At 51.2% G+C, this 20,389-nt stretch carries 17 protein-coding genes and 6 tRNA genes; 3 read left to right on the top strand and 20 right to left on the bottom strand.

Translation table 11 applies throughout. The features are described 5' to 3' along the window. Window positions 1–9: 9 nt before the first annotated feature. Window positions 10–564: a tetratricopeptide repeat protein gene (locus tag KXD89_RS15565; protein WP_001035674.1), complete on the bottom strand. Its 555-nt coding sequence runs from the start codon at window positions 562–564 to the stop codon at window positions 10–12. Window positions 565–665: 101 nt separating this feature from the next. Between KXD89_RS15565 and KXD89_RS15560 the strand changes: the two genes are divergently transcribed. Beyond that, a complete protein-coding gene (locus tag KXD89_RS15560; RefSeq protein WP_001030934.1) occupies window positions 666–1,373 on the top strand; it encodes a DUF1266 domain-containing protein in 708 nt (235 codons plus the stop codon). Beyond that, window positions 1,370–2,821, top strand: coding sequence for a co-chaperone DjlC (gene djlC / locus KXD89_RS15555; protein ID WP_001300403.1), 1,452 nt, complete (start codon window positions 1,370–1,372; stop codon window positions 2,819–2,821). The genes KXD89_RS15560 and djlC overlap by 4 nt, the downstream gene beginning before the upstream one ends. 59 nt (window positions 2,822–2,880) lie before the next feature. Here the strand turns inward: djlC and hscC are convergent, their stop codons facing one another. The 12 genes from hscC to miaB all read right to left on the bottom strand — a co-directional run bounded on the left by hscC (window position 2,881) and on the right by miaB (window position 16,113). After that, entirely contained in the window at window positions 2,881–4,551 is a 1,671-nt protein-coding gene (hscC, locus tag KXD89_RS15550) for a molecular chaperone HscC (protein ID WP_000367875.1), read from the bottom strand. An 83-nt stretch (window positions 4,552–4,634) separates the two neighbouring features. Continuing rightward, a complete protein-coding gene (rihA, locus tag KXD89_RS15545) occupies window positions 4,635–5,570 on the bottom strand; it encodes a pyrimidine-specific ribonucleoside hydrolase RihA (protein WP_001207520.1) in 936 nt (311 codons plus the stop codon). A 117-nt stretch (window positions 5,571–5,687) separates the two neighbouring features. Next, window positions 5,688–6,413 (bottom strand): glutamate/aspartate ABC transporter ATP-binding protein GltL, encoded by a 726-nt coding sequence (gene gltL / locus KXD89_RS15540; RefSeq protein ID WP_000631384.1) that lies wholly within the window; start codon window positions 6,411–6,413, stop codon window positions 5,688–5,690. Further along, on the bottom strand, window positions 6,413–7,087 hold the full coding sequence (gene gltK / locus KXD89_RS15535) for a glutamate/aspartate ABC transporter permease GltK (RefSeq protein WP_000272824.1): 675 nt from the start codon (window positions 7,085–7,087) through the stop codon (window positions 6,413–6,415). Before gltK ends, gltL begins: the two co-directional genes overlap by 1 nt. Beyond that, on the bottom strand, window positions 7,087–7,827 hold the full coding sequence (gltJ, locus tag KXD89_RS15530) for a glutamate/aspartate ABC transporter permease GltJ (protein ID WP_000020941.1): 741 nt from the start codon (window positions 7,825–7,827) through the stop codon (window positions 7,087–7,089). Before gltJ ends, gltK begins: the two co-directional genes overlap by 1 nt. A gap of 169 nt (window positions 7,828–7,996) precedes the next feature. Continuing rightward, window positions 7,997–8,905, bottom strand: a complete 909-nt coding sequence (gltI, locus tag KXD89_RS15525) for a glutamate/aspartate ABC transporter substrate-binding protein GltI (RefSeq protein WP_001177086.1) — start codon at window positions 8,903–8,905, stop codon at window positions 7,997–7,999. Window positions 8,906–9,154: 249 nt separating this feature from the next. After that, a complete protein-coding gene (locus tag KXD89_RS15520) occupies window positions 9,155–10,135 on the bottom strand; it encodes an IS5-like element IS5 family transposase (protein ID WP_000019403.1) in 981 nt (326 codons plus the stop codon). A gap of 365 nt (window positions 10,136–10,500) precedes the next feature. After that, window positions 10,501–12,039, bottom strand: coding sequence for an apolipoprotein N-acyltransferase (gene lnt, locus KXD89_RS15515; RefSeq protein WP_000853021.1), 1,539 nt, complete (start codon window positions 12,037–12,039; stop codon window positions 10,501–10,503). 24 nt (window positions 12,040–12,063) lie between these two features. Beyond that, entirely contained in the window at window positions 12,064–12,942 is an 879-nt protein-coding gene (gene corC, locus KXD89_RS15510) for a CNNM family magnesium/cobalt transport protein CorC (protein ID WP_001278605.1), read from the bottom strand. 89 nt (window positions 12,943–13,031) lie between these two features. Next, window positions 13,032–13,499, bottom strand: a complete 468-nt coding sequence (ybeY, locus tag KXD89_RS15505) for an rRNA maturation RNase YbeY (protein WP_000084469.1) — start codon at window positions 13,497–13,499, stop codon at window positions 13,032–13,034. Beyond that, on the bottom strand, window positions 13,496–14,536 hold the full coding sequence (locus KXD89_RS15500) for a PhoH family protein (RefSeq protein ID WP_001018040.1): 1,041 nt from the start codon (window positions 14,534–14,536) through the stop codon (window positions 13,496–13,498). Before KXD89_RS15500 ends, ybeY begins: the two co-directional genes overlap by 4 nt. 152 nt (window positions 14,537–14,688) lie before the next feature. Further along, window positions 14,689–16,113, bottom strand: a complete 1,425-nt coding sequence (miaB, locus tag KXD89_RS15495) for a tRNA (N6-isopentenyl adenosine(37)-C2)-methylthiotransferase MiaB (protein ID WP_000162740.1) — start codon at window positions 16,111–16,113, stop codon at window positions 14,689–14,691. A 145-nt stretch (window positions 16,114–16,258) separates the two neighbouring features. On the opposite strand from miaB, the gene ubiF reads away from it, so the two are divergent. After that, window positions 16,259–17,434: a 3-demethoxyubiquinol 3-hydroxylase gene (ubiF, locus tag KXD89_RS15490; RefSeq protein WP_000184541.1), complete on the top strand. Its 1,176-nt coding sequence runs from the start codon at window positions 16,259–16,261 to the stop codon at window positions 17,432–17,434. Between the two features lie 265 nt (window positions 17,435–17,699). Here ubiF and KXD89_RS15485 read toward each other — a convergent pair. The 7 genes from KXD89_RS15485 to asnB form a co-directional block, all read right to left on the bottom strand. Further along, window positions 17,700–17,774: transfer RNA gene (locus tag KXD89_RS15485), tRNA-Gln, on the bottom strand. Window positions 17,775–17,821: 47 nt separating this feature from the next. After that, window positions 17,822–17,898, bottom strand: a tRNA-Met gene (locus KXD89_RS15480). A 15-nt stretch (window positions 17,899–17,913) separates the two neighbouring features. Then, window positions 17,914–17,988 (bottom strand) — tRNA-Gln (locus KXD89_RS15475). Window positions 17,989–18,022: 34 nt separating this feature from the next. Continuing rightward, window positions 18,023–18,097: transfer RNA gene (locus tag KXD89_RS15470), tRNA-Gln, on the bottom strand. Between the two features lie 23 nt (window positions 18,098–18,120). Then, a tRNA-Leu gene (locus KXD89_RS15465) sits at window positions 18,121–18,205 on the bottom strand. A gap of 9 nt (window positions 18,206–18,214) precedes the next feature. Next, window positions 18,215–18,291, bottom strand: a tRNA-Met gene (locus KXD89_RS15460). Between the two features lie 379 nt (window positions 18,292–18,670). Then, entirely contained in the window at window positions 18,671–20,335 is a 1,665-nt protein-coding gene (asnB, locus tag KXD89_RS15455; protein ID WP_000337077.1) for an asparagine synthase B, read from the bottom strand. Window positions 20,336–20,389: the final 54 nt, after the last annotated feature.

Raw genomic sequence — 20,389 nt, 5'->3', positions numbered from 1 at the left:
CAGTCGACGTTAATGTGCGGGAAGCCCGGCAAGTAATCTTTCCGCATTTTTGTAATGTTGTTTGGCGGTCAGTTTTAACCATTTTTGAGATTCATAATGGTTAACATTAATACCTGAGCCATTTCTGTAGATCAAACCTAAAGTATATTGAGCATGAGCATACCCTTGTTCAGCTGCTTCCTTATACCAGAGAATTGCTTTACGGGTGTCGGGTTTGACCCCCAGACCTTTGAGGTAGATCCACCCCAGTTTACTTTGCGCGCGTGGATTTTCCTGTTCCGCTGATTGCTCATACCAGTATCTCGCCTGTGTATAATCCAGTGGTTTACCGTCGCTACCATGAAGATAAAATTCTCCAAGGCGATATTGCGACGTTGAGTGACCATGAATCGCGGAAAGCTCCGTGGCTGCCGTGGTGAATGGAAGACTGCCCGGTGAGCTTAAATAATCAAAGGCATAATTCACCATGGCTTTATCACGCAACGTCGTTTTCTTGGGTTGGCTAATACAGGTAATTGCTGCAACTATAAAAATTGCGAATATATACATTAATTTTTTATTCATGTGTGAATGCTTCGATTTTCTTTTTATTTTGAAAGCGTCAAGTTTATACTCATCAATAATAAAAAAGTAGTCAGTTAATGCACTTAAGGGATTATTAACAAATGAATAAGGAAGAACAATATCTTCTTTTTGCGCTTTCTGCGCCCATGGAAATACTTAATCAGGGTTGCAAACCCGCGCATGACTCGCCAAAAATGTATACTGGGATAAAAGAATTCGAGCTCTCATCATCCTGGGGAATAAATAATCGTGATGATTTAATTCAGACTATTTATCAGATGACTGATGATGGTCATGCCAATGATTTAGCTGGCTTATATCTGACATGGCATCGCTCTTCCCCTGAAGAGTGGAAAGCATTAATTGCTGGTGGCTCGGAGAGAGGGTTGATTTATACCCAATTCGTTGCCCAAACCGCTATGTGCTGTGGGGAAGGGGGAATCAAAGCCTGGGATTATGTTCGAATGGGGTTTCTGTCACGGGTCGGTGTGCTCAACAAGTGGCTGACGGAAGAAGAGAGTTTATGGCTGCAATCGCGCGTCTATGTACGAGCTCACCATTACTATCACAGCTGGATGCACTATTTTTCCGCCTATTCGTTAGGACGTCTCTACTGGCAATCTTCTCAGTGCGAAGACAACACTTCGCTACGCGAGGCGCTAACCCTGTACAAATACGATAGCGCCGGGAGTCGTATGTTCGAAGAGCTGGCAGCGGGAAGCGATCGTTTCTATGCCACGCTTCCCTGGCAGCCATTAACTGTCCAGTCTGAATGCCCGGTAACGCTTAAGGATGTGAGCGACCTATGAAAACATGTTGGCAAATCCTCGAAATTGAAAGCACGACGCAAATAGACATTATCCGCCAGGCTTATCTTGCTCGCTTACCGTTGTGTCATCCCGAAACCGATCCGCAAGGGTTTAAAGCATTACGCCAGGCCTATGAAGAGGCCCTGCGACTGGCGGTAAATCCTGTCGAGGAAGCAGATGATGAAGAAAAAGATGCTGCCGCTGAACATGAAATACTACGTGCATTCAGGACATTACTGGATTCAGAAAGTGATCGTTTTCAGCCTTCCGCCTGGCAGAAATTTATTCAGCAATTAAATACCTGGAACATGGAGGATGTCGATCAATTACGCTGGCCGCTGTGTGCAATCGCCATAGAAGCGCGATATCTTTCATTAAATTGTGCTTCTTTGCTGGCAGAGCGTTTGAACTGGCATTCATTTAATGACAGCGAAGGAATGGATGAGGAAGAAAGGGAGGCTTTTCTTGAGGCCATTCAGGCTGGTGATTGTTTCGATTTCCTTAGCCTTCTGGAATATCCCATTGCGTTGCAGAACCAGACTGTTGAGTATTACTTCGCGCTGGAACGTTGCTGCCGTTACCATCCTGACTATGTCACTGCGTTTTTGGCGATGGAAGGTCCGTGGTTAATTCCTGATGATGCAAAGTTACATCGCAAACTGTTGCGCTGGTACAGCTCGGTGCAAACAGGTATGGCGGAACTCATTCCTGTCGCTCAACAGTGGCAAACGGAAGAACCAGAAAGCGAAGATGCCCGGTATTACTTGTGTGCACAACGTTTGTACTGCGGCGAGGGGGAAAGCCTGCTTGCCGATCTCTGCGCGTACTGGGAAAGTTACCCATCTACACAAGCTGATAATTTGTTGTTGCAGTGGAGCAAGCGTCATTGCCCGGATTATTTCGCGTTATTAGTGATGGTTATCGAAGCGCGGAGCATGGTAGATGCGCAAGGTCAACCGCTGAAATATGTTCCTGGTGAGAGCGCCCGGACGCGGCTGTTATGGGCGGAGATTTTACATAGCGGAAAATTATCGCCGTTAGGTCAATCGTTTATTGAGTCGTTATTCTTCAAGCGCAAAGCATGGGCGTGGTGGAAATCGAGAGTCGGTAGCGAGACAGAGCAAGATTCACCGTTCCTGGATTTGTATCGGGTAGCGGAACAGGTAGTACTTGAAGCGTTTCCGAAACAAGAGATGCTGGCCCGTCTTAATACAAGGCTGGAAGGCGGAGATGCTCATCCATTAGAGGCCATTGTCACCCGGATGCTTTTGACGAAAGTGAAACTCGAGCCGGAGGATGAAGATGTCGATGAGCCAACACCTGAAAATCATGAAGAAAAAAATGATGAGGGTGAAAAACCACAGAGCATTACCAGCATTATCAAAATCAGTTTAACGGTGCTGGTGATAGGTTATGCTCTCGGCAAAATCGCGATGTTGTTTAGCTGACGATGTGTTTTTTGCGCCGATGCCGGATGCAGCGTTTACGCCGCATCCGGCAGCCGTGTTTATGGGATCTCAATGGCTAAATAATCGCTCGCCCGCCGCCGAACTTCATCCACGCGGGCCATATCGTTTGACTGCAACGCCGCATCAAAATCGGTGATCACCCGGCCGATCTCTTCTCGCTCGTCACCCAGCGCCCGCGCCCACAACTCTTCCAGTTTGGCTTTAAAGGTGCGATTGATGAGCATATCGCGCGGATAAATTTTCAATGCGGATAACCGCGTCCGACTCTCTTCAATCTGCTGCGCGCTCAATGTTACCGGGCTGTGGTTAATCACTCTGGACTTAACGCTGCCGTCTTCCAGAAGCACGTCAACTTCAAGCAACCCGTTGATATCATAACTAAAGCGAATATCAATCGACTGATAAGCCCCGGTTTTCTTCAACGGCACATCGAAGGATTCCACCAGAATGTTGTTTTTAACTTTGTGGTTTTCTCCCTGATAGACGTTAACCGTAATTGAATCCTGTTCCGGGTGCATGGTTGAATAAGTTTCTACACGCGACACGGGCACAGTGGTGTTTCGTTCAATAATCGGCGAGAAAATGCCGGAAACGCCCTGGCGGTTAACTTCAACGCCCAACGAGTAAGGGCAAATATCAGTGAGGATTACCTCTTCAATATCTTCACTGCGTAAGCGGCAGGCGGCCTGGATTGCTGCGCCCAGCGCGACAATGGTGCTCGGATCGTAACTTTGATACGGTAATTTGCCAAACAGACGCACGGCGATTCGCTGCACCAGCGGCATTTGTGACGCGCCGCCAACCAGCACCAGACTGTCGATTTGACTCGGCTTCAGACGCGCATCGCGCAACGCCTGTTCAATCGGCACTCGCAAGCGATTGAGCAGCGGCAACCACAAATCTTCCAGTTCGTTCTCGTAAAATTCGCATTCCCGCGTTTCTTCCTGATACTGCCAGCGAATGTGCAATGGCGATTGATTGCTACATTTTGCCGCTTCCACACAGGCGTACAAGGCTGCCAGTTCACTCTCGTTAAGCGTGGTCCTGGCGACATCCGCGCGTTTTAAAACCTCATCGACCAGCATATGGGTAAAATCTTCGCCACCAAGAAAGTTGTCGCCAGCGGAGGCGTGAACTTCAATCACCGGCGTGGCGTACTCAAGCACCGTAACGTCAAACGTGCCGCCACCGAGATCAAACACCAGCGAACGGGTATTTTGTTGGGTATGCAGGCCATACGCCATCGCAGCTGCTGTGGGTTCATTAATTAAGCGTACCGCATTTAACCCGGCTAACTCCGCTGCTAAACGGGTATGCTTGCGTTGTTCATCGCTGAAATAAGCCGGAACGGAGATCACCACATCTTTAATCGGACGTTGCAGAAATTCTTCGGCATCTTCTTTTAATGAGCGTAATACCAAAGAGGACAGTTCTGGCGCGTTAAATGTGTCGCTGCCTAACCGCCAGTTGGTATTACTGCCCATTGCACGTTTAAATAACGCTGCCGTTTTATCCGGATGCGAAGTACGCCGTGATACAGCCGGTTTTCCGACTAAAATATGATTATTTTCATCCATGCTAATTATGGATGGTGTTAAATATTCACCGAACTTATTTGGAATTAATTGCGCGGCACCGTCTTTCCAGACGGCAATTAAACTATTGGTAGTACCGAGATCGATACCAATGGCGAGTTCTGCATTATCCATTGCATTTATATCTTGAAAGAAAAAGAGATAAACAGATTAAGACCACCCAGGTAACGCGTGGTGATCTTAATCAATGACGTGTGTTAAGCGTAAAATTTCAGACGATCAGCCAGTAAATCAACAAAGCCCTGACGATCAACATCGACCATTACGGTGGCATTCGGTTTATTGCCTGTCAGATAATAATAATCAACAACCGTCATACCCTGGGTATATTTCCCCTGTGTTTCCACGCCAACCCAGCGCTCAACAGAGGTAAATAACTCCGGTTTCAACAGCCAGGCGATGGTGCATGGGTCATGCAGTGGTGCGCCGACAAAGCCCCATTTTTCGTCTTTATGATATTCGAGGAAGAAATCCAGCAGTTCGGCAACAATGGTTGAAACAGGGTTACCAATCGCGCGGAAACGCTCGGTGTCTTCAACGTGGATTTGTGCTTTATGAGTAACATCCAGACCGGCCATCACCACCGGGATCCCTGACTGGAAGACAATTTCTGCCGCTTCCGGGTCAACGTAAATATTAAATTCAGCCGCAGGCGTCCAGTTACCCAGCCCCATAGCGCCACCCATAATCACGATACGGGCAATTTTGCTATGCAGTTCCGGATGGCTATTGAGCAGCAAGGCAACGTTAGTTTGCGGTCCGGTAGACACAATGGTGACAGGTTCCGCACTTTCACGCAGCGTTTTCGCCATCAGCTCTACCGCCGTACAGTTTTGCGGTGCGAATGTCGGTTCCGGTAATGCCGGGCCGTCGAGACCGCTTTCGCCGTGCACATTGTCCGCGATAATCAACTCACGCATTAACGGTTTTACCGCGCCGCCTGCTACCGGAATATCGGTGCGATTAAGCAAGGTCAGCATACGCAGAACATTGCGTAAGGTTTTTTCTGGTGTCTGGTTTCCGGCGGAAGACGTAATTGCTTTGACATCAAGCTCTGGTGAGGCGAGGGCGAGAACTATTGCGATAGCGTCGTCATGACCTGGGTCGCAATCTAACAGAATTGGCAGTGCCATTGTTGCTCCTTGTTGTGTGCTTCTTTGCGACAAGGGTAACGCCAGGATGTAACAGATACGAGGGGCGAAACGATAAAGCGTGAGATGGCGCGCAATTGGGTATGCGCGCCAGAGTGATTAATGCAGGATTTTCGCGAGGAAGTCTTTTGCGCGGTCCGATTTCGGATCATCGAAGAAAGCGTCTTTCGGCGAGTCTTCGACAATTTTACCCTCGTCCATAAAGATCACCCGATTCGCCACTTTACGGGCAAAGCCCATTTCGTGGGTCACCACCATCATGGTCATTCCTTCGTTCGCCAGTTCCACCATCACGTCCAGTACTTCGTTGATCATCTCCGGATCCAGCGCCGATGTCGGTTCGTCAAACAGCATCGCAATAGGATCCATACACAACGCGCGAGCGATTGCCACACGCTGCTGCTGACCGCCGGAAAGCTGCGCCGGAAACTTATTGGCGTGAGCAGAAAGCCCGACACGCTCCAGCAGTTTCAGGGCTTTTTCACGAGCCGGCGCTTTATCGCGTTTAAGCACTTTCACCTGCGCCAGGGTCAGGTTTTCGATAATCGACAGATGAGGGAACAGCTCGAAATGCTGGAATACCATCCCGACGCGGGAACGCAGCTTTGCCAGATCGGTTTTCTTGTCGTTAACCACGATACCATCGACGGTGATTTCACCTTGCTGCACCGGTTCGAGGCCGTTGACGGTTTTAATCAGCGTTGATTTGCCGGAACCAGACGGGCCGCAAACCACCACCACTTCGCCTTTTTTCACTTCGGTTGAGCAGTCGGTCAGCACCTGAAAGTGACCATACCATTTTGAAACATTTTTCAGGGTAATCATTATGCTGTCCTTCTTTTCAAGTAGCTGACCAACAACGACGCGCTAAGACTAATAACGAAATAAACAAATCCGGCAAACAGGATCATCTCAACCTGCGTACCATCACGCTCACCAATGGTTGAGGCGGTACGGAAGAAATCGGCCAGGGATAACACATACACCAGTGAGGTATCCTGGAACAGTACGATGCCCTGAGTGAGCAGCAGCGGCACCATCGCGCGGAACGCCTGCGGCAGAATAATCAGTTTCATCGACTGCCAGTGAGTCATTCCCAACGCCAGCGCGGCGCTCGATTGACCACGAGAAATACTTTGAATACCAGCACGGATAATCTCTGAATAGTAGGCCGCTTCAAACATCGAAAACGCCACCATCGCCGAAATTAAACGGATATCATTTTTTGGCGATAATCCCAGCACGTTTTGCAGAAAACCCGGCACGATCAGGTAAAACCACAGCAAAACCATAACTAAAGGAATCGAGCGGAATACGTTAACGTAGGCTTTGGCAAACCACGCCACGGGCGCAAAGCTGGATAAACGCATCACCGCCAGCATCGTGCCCCACAAAATACCAATCACTACCGCCGTGACGGTGATTTTCAGGGTGATCACCAGCCCGTCGAGCAGATATGGCAGGGAAGGGACAATGGAACTCCAGTCAAACTCGTACATTATTTGCCCCCCATGTTGCCAGGCAGGCGAACTTTACGTTCAACCAGCGTCATCACCAGCATGATAAAAGCGTTAATCAACACATACGCCAGCGTAATGGCGGTAAACGACTCCCAGGCATGGGCTGAGTAATCGAGCAATTTACCCGCCTGCGCCGCCATATCCACCAGACCGATAGTCGAGGCGATGGCGGAGTTTTTCACCAGGTTCATCATCTCTGAGGTCATCGGCGGGACGATAACGCGATAAGCATTAGGCAGCAGTACGTATCGATAAGCCTGCGGTAGCGTCAGGCCCATCGCCAGCGCGGCATTTTTTTGCCCTCGCGGCAGCGACTGAATCGCGGCGCGTACCTGTTCGCAAACACGGGCGGCGGTAAACAGCCCCAGGCAGAGCATGGATGAAAGGAAAAACTGAATATTGGGATCCAGCTCGGCCTTAAACCACATGCCGATTTTCTCCGGCAGCAGCTCCGGGATCACCAGATACCAGGTAAAGAATTGCACAATCAACGGCACGTTGCGGAACAGTTCGACATACAACGTACCCAGACCAGAGAGAAAACGGTTTGGAACGGTACGTAAAATGCCGAAAAATGAACCGACGAGGAAAGCGATAATCCAGGCGCAGATCGACAAAGCGATCGTCACCTGAAAACCACTCCAGATCCAACCAAGATAGGTGGTGTTGCCGAACGGGGCTTGTTGTAAAAAAATACCCCAGTTCCAGTCTATAGACATAAATCTACTCCAGAAAAAAGAGGGTAGCAGCGTTAACTGCTACCCTCGAAGATTGTTACCCAGCGTATTGCGGTTTTCAGGCCCGATGGGGAACGACCATCAGGCGTATAGTCTGTCCGTGCTACGTAACAATCGAGAGGGCTGGAATTTCCGCCCCTGGTTCTTGTAATTAGTTCAGTGCCTTGTCATTCGGTTCTTTGAACAGTGCTTTCATTTCGTCTGACAGTTCGAAATTCATGTTCAGGTTTTTCGGCGGAATTGGATTTTTGAACCACTTATCAAACCATTTTTCCGCTTCACCGGAGGTCTGCACCTGAGCGATGGTGTCATCCATCAGCTTTTTGAACTGCGGATCATCTTTACGCAACATACAACCGTAGGCCTCCTGAGACTGCGGCTTGCCGACGATTTCCCAGTTGTCTGGTTTCTTCGCTTTCGCACGTTCACCGGCCAGCAGAGCGTCATCCATCATAAAGGCAACGGCACGACCGCTTTCCAGGGTGCGGAAAGAGTCACCGTGATCTTTGGCGCTGATGATGCGCATATTCATTTTTTGCTCTTCATTCAGTTTGTTGAGCAAAACTTCAGAGGTAGTGCCGGAAGTGACGACTACGGCTTTGTCTTTCAGGTTGGCAAAATCTTTGATATCGCCACCCTTTTTGGTCAACAGGCGCGTACCGACCACGAAAATAGTGTCAGAGAAAGCCGCCTGTTTTTGGCGTTCGACGTTGTTGGTGGTAGAACCACATTCAAAATCGAAAGTGCCGTTTTGCAGCAGTGGAATACGGTTTTGTGAGGTAATCGGAATCAGTTTTACCTGCAAGTCCGGTTTGTTGAGTTTCTTTTTCACTGCTTCAACAATGGCGTTGGAGTAATCCTGCGAGTAACCCACCACTTTTTGCTGATTGTCGTAATAAGAGAAAGGCACTGAAGATTCACGGTGACCGACGACAATCACACCGTTTTTGGCGATTTTGTCCAGAGTACTGCCCGCTGCCGGGGCGGCGTCATCTGCCTGTGCCAGTCCTGCGGAAAGCGCCAGGGCGAGGATTGCTGTGGCAGGTTTACGTAATTGCATATCCAACTCCTTTATCTTCTGCGTTAAGAACGCATGGATACCCGTTGTGAGTGTTTGTGTTGTTATCGTCTGCAACTTTATTGTGCAGTGTTGTGCCTGTTAGGGAAGGTGCGAATAAGCGGGGAAATTCTTCTCGGCTGACTCAGTCATTTCATTTCTTCATGTTTGAGCCGATTTTTTCTCCCGTAAATGCCTTGAATCAGCCTATTTAGACCGTTTCTTCGCCATTTAAGGCGTTATCCCCAGTTTTTAGTGAGATCTCTCCCACTGACGTATCATTTGGTCCGCCCGAAACAGGTTGGCCAGCGTGAATAACATCGCCAGTTGGTTATCGTTTTTCAGCAACCCCTTGTATCTGGCTTTCACGAAGCCGAACTGTCGCTTGATGATGCGAAATGGGTGCTCCACCCTGGCCCGGATGCTGGCTTTCATGTATTCGATGTTGATGGCCGTTTTGTTCTTGCGTGGATGCTGTTTCAAGGTTCTTACCTTGCCGGGGCGCTCGGCGATCAGCCAGTCCACATCCACCTCGGCCAGCTCCTCGCGCTGTGGCGCCCCTTGGTAGCCGGCATCGGCTGAGACAAATTGCTCCTCTCCATGCAGCAGATTACCCAGCTGATTGAGGTCATGCTCGTTGGCCGCGGTGGTGACCAGGCTGTGGGTCAGGCCACTCTTGGCATCGACACCAATGTGGGCCTTCATGCCAAAGTGCCACTGATTGCCTTTCTTGGTCTGATGCATCTCCGGATCGCGTTGCTGCTCTTTGTTCTTGGTCGAGCTGGGTGCCTCAATGATGGTGGCATCGACCAAGGTGCCTTGAGTCATCATGACGCCTGCTTCGGCCAGCCAGCGATTGATGGTCTTGAACAATTGGCGGGCCAGTTGATGCTGCTCCAGCAGGTGGCGGAAATTCATGATGGTGGTGCGGTCCGGCAAGGCGCTATCCAGGGATAACCGGGCAAACAGACGCATGGAGGCGATTTCGTACAGAGCATCTTCCATCGCGCCATCGCTCAGGTTGTACCAATGCTGCATGCAGTGAATGCGTAGCATGGTTTCCAGCGGATAAGGTCGCCGGCCATTACCAGCCTTGGGGTAAAACGGCTCGATGACTTCCACCATGTTTTGCCATGGCAGAATCTGCTCCATGCGGGACAAGAAAATCTCTTTTCTGGTCTGACGGCGCTTACTGCTGAATTCACTGTCGGCGAAGGTAAGTTGATGACTCATGATGAACCCTGTTCTATGGCTCCAGATGACAAACATGATCTCATATCAGGGACTTGTTCGCACCTTCCTTAGGTAACATTTAGTTTGGCTAAATGTAAAGATATTGCTGTTTTATTGTTTGTTTTTGCGAGATGCGCCGCACCATTCCGAAGCAAAATTCTTAAAATGCACTCTTTTAGTGCTACCGCTGGATTACTGTGGTGCAACTAGGTTGTACTGATGCTGTTTCAGGGTTTGCCTTGTATAACAAAGCAATAGATGTGCCAAAGTTGGATAGGAGAATATTGTTATCCGGATAATGCACTGATGCCGCATCCGGTGAGCGTGCCGAAATATGGGATGTATTCCGGCACGATAAGAAGGGATTATTTACGTCGCTGACGCAGACTCATCAACACAGCAGCAAAACCAAACAATGCCGTCAGCACCCACAGCGGCCAGTTGCCGGTACGTGCGTATGGTGTGAGTCCGGTGGTCGGCGTCACGTTAGTGGTTAACACCTCGCGGGTGAACTGCGGGATCATCGCCTGAATCTCACCCTGCGGGCCAATCACCGCCGTAATGCCGTTGTTGGTGCTGCGCAACAGTGGGCGCGCCAGCTCCAGCGCACGCATTCGCGCCATCTGGAAGTGTTGCCATGGACCAATAGATTTACCAAACCACGCATCGTTGGAGATAGTCAGCAGATAGTCGGTATCCGGGCGGAAGTTATCGCGCACTTGCTCGCCGAGAATGATCTCGTAGCAAATAGCCGCAGTAAGCTCAATACCATTTGCCGACAGCGGCGGCTGGATATATGGCCCACGGCTGAACGACGACATCGGCAGATCAAAGAACGGTGCTAACGGACGCAGAATCGACTCCAGCGGGACAAACTCGCCAAACGGCACCAGATGGTTTTTGTTATAGCGATCGGCTGATTCGTAGCTGTACGGCGCACCTTTACCCAGCGTGATGATGGTGTTGTAGGTATCGTAGCGGTTCTGCTTATTGAGACGCGCGTCGACAATCCCGGTTACCAGCGAGCTACCTTTATCACGCAACTCACCGTCCAGTGCTTTGAGGAACGGTTGCTGATTAATTTCCAGATCGGTTATCGCCGACTCCGGCCAGATAATCAACGATGATTTGCCCATCAGCGGTGCCGTTGCGTTGTAGTAAATCTTCAGCGTATTAAGAAGCTGGCCTTCGTCCCATTTCAGCGATTGCGGAATATCGCCCTGAACCATCGAAACCTGAATGGTTTTCTCCGGTTGTGGGGTAAACCACTGGATGTAACGCAGCGGGAAGGGAAGGGCAAACAGCACGACGGCCACCACCAGCGGACGCCAGTTGCGTTTGACCAACGCCAGTGCCAGCAGGCCACTAACCATCATCAGCAGGAAGTTAATGGCTTCCACGCCCATTATCGGTGCCAGCCCTTTTAACGGGCCATCAATCTGGCTATAGCCGAACTGTAACCACGGGAAGCCGGTCAGTACCCAACCGCGCAGAAACTCGGTCACTTGCCAGAGGGCAGGGGCGGCAATCGCTACGCGCAGCCAGGTGGTTTTCGGCCACAGACGCGACAGCACGCCAGCAAACAGTCCGGTATACAGCGACAAATACGCCGCCAGCAGCACCACCAGGAAGATGTTAACCGGGCCAGGCATTCCGCCAAAGGTCGCGATGCTGACATAGACCCAGTTAATACCGCTGCCAAAGAGGCCAAATCCCCAGCAAAAGCCAATAGCGGCAGACTGGAGTGGACGGCGGTTAAAGGTCAACGCCTGAAGCCCCATCAGCGAAATAATCGCCGCAGGCCAGACGTCGTAAGGAGAGAAGGCCAGCGTTCCGCAGGCACCGAATAATAACGCCAGCAGCAGGCGAATGCGCTGGCGTTCAATTAATGAGGCAAAAGCCATGTAGTTATCTATCCAGTTTCGGTTTTATTCATCCAGCTTCGGCTGGGGTGAGTCATCCGGGATTTTGACATGAACCTGAATAATACGCCGACTGTCGGCCATCGCCACTTTGAACTGGTAACCGTCGATGTCGATAGTTTCGCCACGCGCCGGAAGATGCCCAAATGCCTGCATCACCAGACCACCGATAGTGTCGACTTCTTCATCGCTAAAGTGGGTGCCGAACGCTTCGTTGAAGTCTTCAATGGAAGCCAGTGCGCGTACGGTCCAGGTATGACGACTCAGCTGACGGAAGTCGATATCATCTTCTTCGTCATACTCGTCTTCAATCTCACCAACAATCAGTTCCAGGATGTCTTCAATGGTCACCAGACCGGAAACCCCACCGAATTCGTCAATAACGATCGCCATGTGGTAACGCTGAGAGCGAAACTCTTTCAGCATCCGGTCTACGCGCTTACTTTCAGGAACGACAACCGCCTGACGTAACACTTTGTCCATGCTGAAGGCTTCAGCATCGCTGCGCATAAACGGCAGCAAGTCTTTCGCCATCAGAATCCCTTCAATGTGATCTTTGTCTTCGCTAATCACCGGGAAACGTGAGTGGGCGGACTCGATGATGACATCAAGACATTCGTCCAGCGTCTGGTTGCGTTTCAGGGTAATCATCTGGGAGCGGGGGATCATGATGTCGCGAACGCGTTGGTCTGCGATGTCCATCACCCCTTCGAGCATATCGCGCGTATCTTCGTCGATAAGGTCGTTCTGCCCGGAATCACGGATCAGCGCCAGCAGTTCGTCACGGTTTTTCGGTTCACCGTGGAAAAGTTGGCTGAGTAACAGGGAGAAAAATCCCTTCTTGTTGCTTATCGTGTCACTACTGTGTGAATTGTCGTCGCTCATGGCGTCGTATGGGTTCTCATGTTAGTTAATCAAAACGCCGTCGTTAATCACCAACGGCGGGGACGTCTGCCAGTCAAATGCCTGGCAAATTATTCTTTCTCGGCAATGTACGGATCCTCATAGCCCAGAGCAAGCATAATCTCTGTTTCGAGGGCTTCCATTTCTTCTGCTTCGTCATCTTCGATGTGATCGTAACCTAACAAATGCAGACTGCCGTGCACCACCATATGCGCCCAGTGCGCCTCCAGTGGTTTGCCTTGCTCCTGAGCTTCCTTCTCAACCACCTGACGGCAGATAACCAGATCGCCCAGTAGCGACATTTCCATGCCAGGCGGCACTTCAAACGGGAAGGAGAGCACGTTGGTCGGCTTATCCTTACCGCGATAGGTCAGATTCAGACTGTGGCTTTCGGCGGTATCGACCACGCGAATCGTCACTTCCGATTCTTCCTGAAACTGCGGGATCACCGCATTCAGCCATGTCTGAAACTGGCTCTCTTCCGGTAACCCGGAATTATCTTCACATGCCAGTTGTAAATCGAGGATCACCTGACTCATTTTTGTTCCTGTTCTTCGCGCTTGCGTTCTGCTGCCAGCGCCGCTTTTCGTTTTTGTTCGGCTTCTTCCCAGGCTTCATAGGCGTTAACGATACGCGCCACCACAGGGTGACGAACCACGTCTTCGCTGTGGAAGAAGTTAAAGCTGATCTCTTCGACATCGGCCAGCACTTCGATGGCGTGACGTAAGCCTGATTTAGTATTACGCGGCAGGTCGATCTGTGTGACGTCGCCGGTGATAACCGCTTTTGAGTTAAAACCGATACGGGTCAGGAACATCTTCATCTGTTCGATGGTGGTGTTCTGGCTCTCATCGAGAATGATAAACGCGTCGTTCAGCGTACGACCACGCATATAGGCCAGCGGTGCGACTTCAATAACGTTGCGCTCAATCAGTTTCTCGACTTTCTCAAAGCCCAGCATTTCAAACAGCGCGTCGTACAGCGGGCGCAGATACGGGTCTACTTTCTGGCTTAAATCGCCAGGCAGGAAGCCCAGTTTCTCACCGGCTTCTACTGCCGGACGAGTCAGCAGAATACGGCGAATTTCCTGACGCTCCAGGGCATCAACTGCCGCAGCCACTGCCAGGTAGGTTTTACCCGTACCCGCCGGGCCAACGCCGAAGGTAATGTCATGGTCGAGAATATTGGCGATGTACTGCGCCTGGTTTGGCGTGCGCGGCTTAATTACGCCGCGTTTGGTTTTGATATTGACCGCTTTGCCGTACTCCGGCACGCTCTCCGCGCTTTGCTCCAGTACCCGCGCTTCTTTAATCGCAAGGTGGATCTGTTCCGGTTCGATATCCTGAATCTGACCGCGCATCGGGGCAGTATCGACATACAGGCTACGCAGAATGTCTGCCGCAGCGGTGACGCAAATCGGACGGCCGGTCAGTTTAAAGTGGTTATCGCGGCGATTGATCTCGATGCCGAGACGGCGTTCGAGCTGCTTGATGTTGTCATCAAACGGGCCGCACAGGCTCAACAGACGCGCATTGTCTGCTGGCTCCAGGGTGATTTCGCGAGTGTCTATGTTCAAACCGTTCCTCTTATCTGTATGCCGCCGGAAGCTGAACATTCACCGGCCTATAAGGAAATTATTCACGCCACAGGAAAAAGGCGCAAGCATTGCAATAAAGATGGGGATAAAGAGAGAAAAAACAAGGCCCACCGGAACGGCAGGCCTGAGAATTACGGCTGATAATAACCCACGCCAAGGTCGTTTTCTTTGCGGGTACGGGCAATCACTGATTCCGGTGTTTCTGCCACGCGCAGACCCATTTCATCTTCAGTACGCACCACTTTACCGCGCAGAGAGTTCGGGTAGACGTCGGTAATTTCTACATCGACGAATTTACCGATCATATCCGGCGTGCCTTCGAAGTTGACCACGCGGTTATTTTCCGTACGCCCGGAAAGCTCCATGATGCTCTTACGCGATGTACCTTCTACCAGAATACGCTGGGTGGTGCCGAGCATCCGGCGGCTCCACGCCATCGCTTGCTGATTAATGCGCTCTTGCAGAATATACAGACGCTGCTTCTTCTCTTCTTCCGGAACATCATCAACCATATCGGCGGCTGGTGTACCCGGACGTGCAGAGAAGATAAAGCTGTAGCTCATGTCGAAATTGACGTCGGCAATCAGCTTCATCGTTTTCTCGAAGTCTTCGGTGGTTTCGCCAGGGAAGCCAACGATGAAATCAGAACTGATCTGAATATCTGGACGCGCCGCACGCAGTTTACGGATGATCGCTTTGTACTCCAGCGCCGTATGGGTACGGCCCATCAGGTTCAGAATGCGATCGGAACCGCTCTGTACCGGCAGATGCAGGAAGCTCACCAGCTCCGGCGTGTCGCGATACACTTCGATGATATCGTCGGTGAATTCGATCGGATGGCTGGTGGTAAAGCGAATACGATCGATCCCGTCGATCGCAGCAACCAGACGCAGCAGATCGGCAAACGATCCGGTGGTGCCGTCGTAGTTTTCACCACGCCAGGCGTTCACGTTCTGACCGAGCAGGTTGACTTCACGCACGCCCTGAGCCGCAAGCTGGGCAATCTCAAACAGAATATCGTCGGACGGACGGCTTACCTCTTCACCACGGGTGTAAGGCACCACGCAGTAGGTGCAATATTTATTGCAGCCTTCCATGATGGAGACAAACGCGGTCGGCCCTTCGGCGCGCGGTTCCGGTAGACGGTCAAACTTCTCGATTTCCGGGAAGCTGATATCTACAACCGGGCTGCGGTCGCCACGCACGGAGTTGATCATCTCCGGCAGACGGTGCAGCGTTTGCGGCCCAAAAATAATATCGACATAGTGGGCGCGCTGGCGAATGTGCTCGCCTTCTTGCGATGCCACGCAGCCACCGACGCCGATAATCAGGTCTGGATTCTTCTCTTTTAACAGTTTCCAGCGACCCAACTGATGGAAGACTTTTTCCTGAGCCTTCTCGCGGATTGAGCAGGTGTTCAGCAGCAGCACATCCGCTTCTTCCGCCACGTCGGTCAGTTGATAGCCGTGGGTGGCATCCAGCAGATCGGCCATCTTCGATGAATCGTACTCGTTCATCTGACAGCCCCAGGTTTTAATATGGAGTTTTTTGGTCATCGACTTGCTCTTGCGAAATAGTAGCCAGGAATGCAGGGCGCATAGTGTAATGCTTTGCTGCCGTTGTGACCAGTATGAGCGTTATCAGCCCTTAGGGGTAAAAATCCTGTAAACTTAAAGCATATTGCTAACAGGATGATTGACCATGACAAATCAACCAACGGAAATTGCCATTGTCGGCGGAGGAATGGTCGGCGGCGCACTGGCGCTGGGGCTGGCACAGCACGGATTTGCGGTAACGGTGATCGAGCACGCAGAACCAGCGCCGTTTGTCGCTGATAGCCAACCGGACGTGCGGATCTCGGCGATCAGCGCGGCTTCGGTATCATTGCTTAAAGGGTTAGGGGTCTGGGATGCAGTACAGGCTATGCGTTGCCATCCTTACCGCAGACTGGAAACGTGGGAGTGGGAAACGGCGCATGTGGTGTTTGACGCCGCTGAACTTAAGCTACCGCTGCTTGGCTATATGGTGGAAAACACTGTCCTGCAACAGGCGTTGTGGCAGGCGCTGGAAGCGCATCCGAAAGTAACGTTACGTGTGCCAGGCTCGCTGATTGCGCTGCATCGCCATGATGATCTTCAGGAGCTGGAGCTGAAAGGCGGTGAAGTGATTCGCGCGAAGCTGGTGATTGGTGCCGACGGCGCAAATTCGCAGGTGCGGCAGATGGCGGGAATTGGCGTTCATGCATGGCAGTATGCGCAGTCGTGCATGTTGATTAGCGTCCAGTGCGAGAACGATCCCGGCGACAGCACCTGGCAGCAATTTACTCCGGACGGACCGCGTGCGTTTCTGCCGTTGTTTGATAACTGGGCATCGCTGGTGTGGTATGACTCTCCGGCGCGTATTCGCCAGTTGCAGAATATGAATATGGCACAGCTCCAGGCGGAAATCGCGAAGCATTTCCCGTCGCGTCTGGGTTACGTTACACCGCTTGCCGCTGGTGCGTTTCCGCTGACGCGTCGCCATGCGTTGCAGTACGTGCAGCCAGGGCTTGCGCTGGTGGGCGATGCCGCGCATACCATCCATCCGCTGGCGGGGCAGGGAGTGAATCTTGGTTATCGTGATGTCGATGCCCTGATTGATGTTCTGGTCAACGCCCGCAGCTACGGCGAAGCGTGGGCCAGTTATCCTGTCCTCAAGCGTTACCAGATGCGGCGCATGGCGGATAACTTCATTATGCAAAGCGGTATGGATCTGTTTTATGCCGGATTCAGCAATAATCTGCCACCACTGCGTTTTATGCGTAATCTCGGGTTAATGGCGGCGGAGCGTGCTGGCGTGTTGAAACGTCAGGCGCTGAAATATGCGTTAGGGTTGTAGCCTTACAACATTGCCGGATGCGTGCCAACCGTAGGTCGGATAAGACGCGGCAGCGTCGCATCCGACATTGAAGGATAAGACGTGTCAACATCGCATTCGACATTGAATGAACGCAGAAAAGCAAAAAGCTCGCCGAAGCGAGCTTTTTTAATGTGGCTGGGGTACGAGGATTCGAACCTCGGAATGCCGGAATTAGAATCCGGTGCCTTACCGCTTGGCGATACCCCAACTGGGTGCACTTACAAGGTAAGCGTCTTGAATAAATTGGCTGGGGTACGAGGATTCGAACCTCGGAATGCCGGAATCAGAATCCGGTGCCTTACCGCTTGGCGATACCCCAACAAATTGGTTTTGAATTTGCCGAACATATTCGATACATTCAGAATTTGGTGGCTACGACGGGATTCGAACCTGTGACCCCATCATTATGAGTGATGTGCTCTAACCAACTGAGCTACGTAGCCAGATTGTTTCTTCGATGGCTGGGGTACCTGGATTCGAACCAGGGAATGCCGGTATCAAAAACCGGTGCCTTACCGCTTGGCGATACCCCAATAACCGGGCGGTGAACCGCTTACTCGAAGAAGATGGCTGGGGTACCTGGATTCGAACCAGGGAATGCCGGTATCAAAAACCGGTGCCTTACCGCTTGGCGATACCCCATCCGTACAACGCTTTCTGGTGAATGGTGCGGGAGGCGAGACTTGAACTCGCACACCTTGCGGCGCCAGAACCTAAATCTGGTGCGTCTACCAATTTCGCCACTCCCGCAAAAAAAGATGGTGGCTACGACGGGATTCGAACCTGTGACCCCATCATTATGAGTGATGTGCTCTAACCAACTGAGCTACGTAGCCATCTTTTTTTTCGCGATACCTTATCGGCGTTGCGGGGCGCATTATGCGTATAGAGCCTTGCAGCGTCAACCTCTTTTTCAAGGAAAATTGCTCGAAAGTGACTGTTTGGTTAGGTTGCGAACAGCGTGGCGCTATATTCGTCAATTATTGTTTACTTTGTGTTTTTTCCCACCCTACAGCCATTCTTTTGTCATACAGGATGAAATTCGGAATTTAACAATAGTGGTGGGAAATTAATCTATGAAATACTGGCCTACAGTGATGAGTTGTCAAACAGTGATGTGGCAAACCCGGAACATTTCCTTACTGCATATCAGAATCAACAAGCACCTCAATAACTGAAACAGCCCCGGATTTCACCGGGGCTGTTTCGCATTTCTTACTTATACGCCGACTGGTGAACACCAACCGCGCGACCAGACGGATCGTCCATTTTCTTGAACGCTTCATCCCATTCGATCGCTTTAGCGGAAGAACAAGCGACGGAAGGACCGCCCGGCACGCACTCAGCGGCGCTCGGAAGCGGGAATAGTTCTTCAAAGATCTCCCGATACAAGTACGCTTCTTTAGAGGTTGGCGTGTTGTACGGGAAGCGGAAGCGGGCAGTTTCCAGTTGCTGATCAGAAACCTGCTGCGCAGCCACTTCTTTCAGGGTGTCGATCCAACTGTAACCGACGCCATCGGAGAACTGCTCTTTCTGCCGCCAGGCCACGCTTGCAGGCAGATACGCTTCAAAACATTCACGCAGGATGTGTTTTTCCATTTTGCCGTTACCGCACATTTTATCCTGTGGGTTAATACGCATCGCCACATCAAGGAATTTTTTGTCGAGGAACGGAACGCGTGCTTCCACGCCCCAGGCTGACATCGCTTTGTTGGCACGCGCGCAGTCATACATATGCAGGGCCAGCAGTTTACGCACCGTCTCTTCATGCAGTTCTTTGGCATTCGGTGCTTTGTGGAAGTAAAGATAACCGCCGAACACTTCATCAGAACCTTCACCGGACAGCACCATTTTAATGCCCATCGCCTTGATCTTACGCGACATTAAATACATCGGTGTTGAAGCGCGAATAGTGGTCACATCATAAGTTTCGATGTGGTAAATCACGTCGCGGATGGCATCCAGACCTTCCTGTACAGTGAAGTGAATTTCGTGATGCACCGTGCCCAGATGGTTTGCCACTTCCTGGGCTGCTTTCAGATCCGGTGAACCCGGCAGACCTACAGCAAAGGAGTGTAACTGCGGCCACCAGGCTTCAGAGCGTTCCTGATCTTCCACGCGACGGGCTGCGTATTTCTTGGTGATAGCGGAAATAATTGAGGAATCCAGACCACCAGAAAGCAGCACACCGTAAGGCACATCAGACATCAGATGGCTTTTAACTGAATCTTCCAGTGCCTGACGCAGCTCGTTTTTGTCGGTCACGTTATCTTTCACCGCATCGTAGTCGAACCAGTCGCGATGATAGTAAGAACGGATTTCGCCGTCCTGGCTCCACAAATAGCTCCCCGCCGGGAACTCTTTAATCGTGCGGCAAACTGGCACCAGCGCTTTCATTTCTGAGGCCACATACAGCTGACCGTGTTCGTCATACCCCATATACAGTGGGATGATCCCCAGATGGTCGCGACCAATCAGGTAGGCATCTTTTTCGCTGTCGTACAGTGCAAAGGCAAACATGCCCTGCAAGTCGTCGAGAAATTCCGGCCCTTTTTCCTGATACAGCGCGAGGATCACTTCACAGTCAGACCCGGTCTGGAACTGGTAACGATCGCCATATTCGGCGCGCAATGCCTGGTGGTTGTAGATTTCACCGTTTACCGCCAGTACGTGGGTTTTTTGTTGGTTGTAGAGAGGTTGCGCCCCCGCGTTAACGTCAACAATTGACAGACGTTCGTGGGCGAGAATGGCGTTATCGCTGGCATAAATACCGGACCAGTCCGGGCCACGATGACGCATCAGGCGTGACAGCTCGAGGGCTTTCTTACGCAGCTCAACTGCGTCTGTTTTGATATCGAATACGCCAAAAATTGAACACATAACCTTCTCCGTTAACCTGGTATTTGTTGCTTGTTGTGTTTGCTTGTTTAAAAA

The sequence above is a fragment of the Escherichia sp. TC-EC600-tetX4 genome (assembly GCF_019356055.1).
Lineage (GTDB): Bacteria > Pseudomonadota > Gammaproteobacteria > Enterobacterales > Enterobacteriaceae.
The sequence above is the reverse complement of the archived record's forward strand: the minus strand, read 5'-3'. Positions and strand labels throughout refer to the sequence as shown.

What these genes read in the sequence shown, in the direction of transcription:
- hscC (WP_000367875.1), bottom strand. Translation starts at nt 4,551, where the DNA reads ATGGATAATGCAGAACTCGCCATTGGTATCGATCTCGGTACTACCAAT.
- gltL (WP_000631384.1), bottom strand. Translation starts at nt 6,413, where the DNA reads ATGATTACCCTGAAAAATGTTTCAAAATGGTATGGTCACTTTCAGGTG.
- djlC (WP_001300403.1), top strand. Translation starts at nt 1,370, where the DNA reads ATGAAAACATGTTGGCAAATCCTCGAAATTGAAAGCACGACGCAAATA.
- gltK (WP_000272824.1), bottom strand. Translation starts at nt 7,087, where the DNA reads ATGTACGAGTTTGACTGGAGTTCCATTGTCCCTTCCCTGCCATATCTG.
- miaB (WP_000162740.1), bottom strand. Translation starts at nt 16,113, where the DNA reads ATGACCAAAAAACTCCATATTAAAACCTGGGGCTGTCAGATGAACGAG.
- gltJ (WP_000020941.1), bottom strand. Translation starts at nt 7,827, where the DNA reads ATGTCTATAGACTGGAACTGGGGTATTTTTTTACAACAAGCCCCGTTC.
- rihA (WP_001207520.1), bottom strand. Translation starts at nt 5,570, where the DNA reads ATGGCACTGCCAATTCTGTTAGATTGCGACCCAGGTCATGACGACGCT.
- asnB (WP_000337077.1), bottom strand. Translation starts at nt 20,335, where the DNA reads ATGTGTTCAATTTTTGGCGTATTCGATATCAAAACAGACGCAGTTGAG.
- gltI (WP_001177086.1), bottom strand. Translation starts at nt 8,905, where the DNA reads ATGCAATTACGTAAACCTGCCACAGCAATCCTCGCCCTGGCGCTTTCC.
- KXD89_RS15565 (WP_001035674.1), bottom strand. Translation starts at nt 564, where the DNA reads ATGAATAAAAAATTAATGTATATATTCGCAATTTTTATAGTTGCAGCA.
- KXD89_RS15560 (WP_001030934.1), top strand. Translation starts at nt 666, where the DNA reads ATGAATAAGGAAGAACAATATCTTCTTTTTGCGCTTTCTGCGCCCATG.
- lnt (WP_000853021.1), bottom strand. Translation starts at nt 12,039, where the DNA reads ATGGCTTTTGCCTCATTAATTGAACGCCAGCGCATTCGCCTGCTGCTG.
- corC (WP_001278605.1), bottom strand. Translation starts at nt 12,942, where the DNA reads ATGAGCGACGACAATTCACACAGTAGTGACACGATAAGCAACAAGAAG.
- ubiF (WP_000184541.1), top strand. Translation starts at nt 16,259, where the DNA reads ATGACAAATCAACCAACGGAAATTGCCATTGTCGGCGGAGGAATGGTC.
- ybeY (WP_000084469.1), bottom strand. Translation starts at nt 13,499, where the DNA reads ATGAGTCAGGTGATCCTCGATTTACAACTGGCATGTGAAGATAATTCC.
- KXD89_RS15520 (WP_000019403.1), bottom strand. Translation starts at nt 10,135, where the DNA reads ATGAGTCATCAACTTACCTTCGCCGACAGTGAATTCAGCAGTAAGCGC.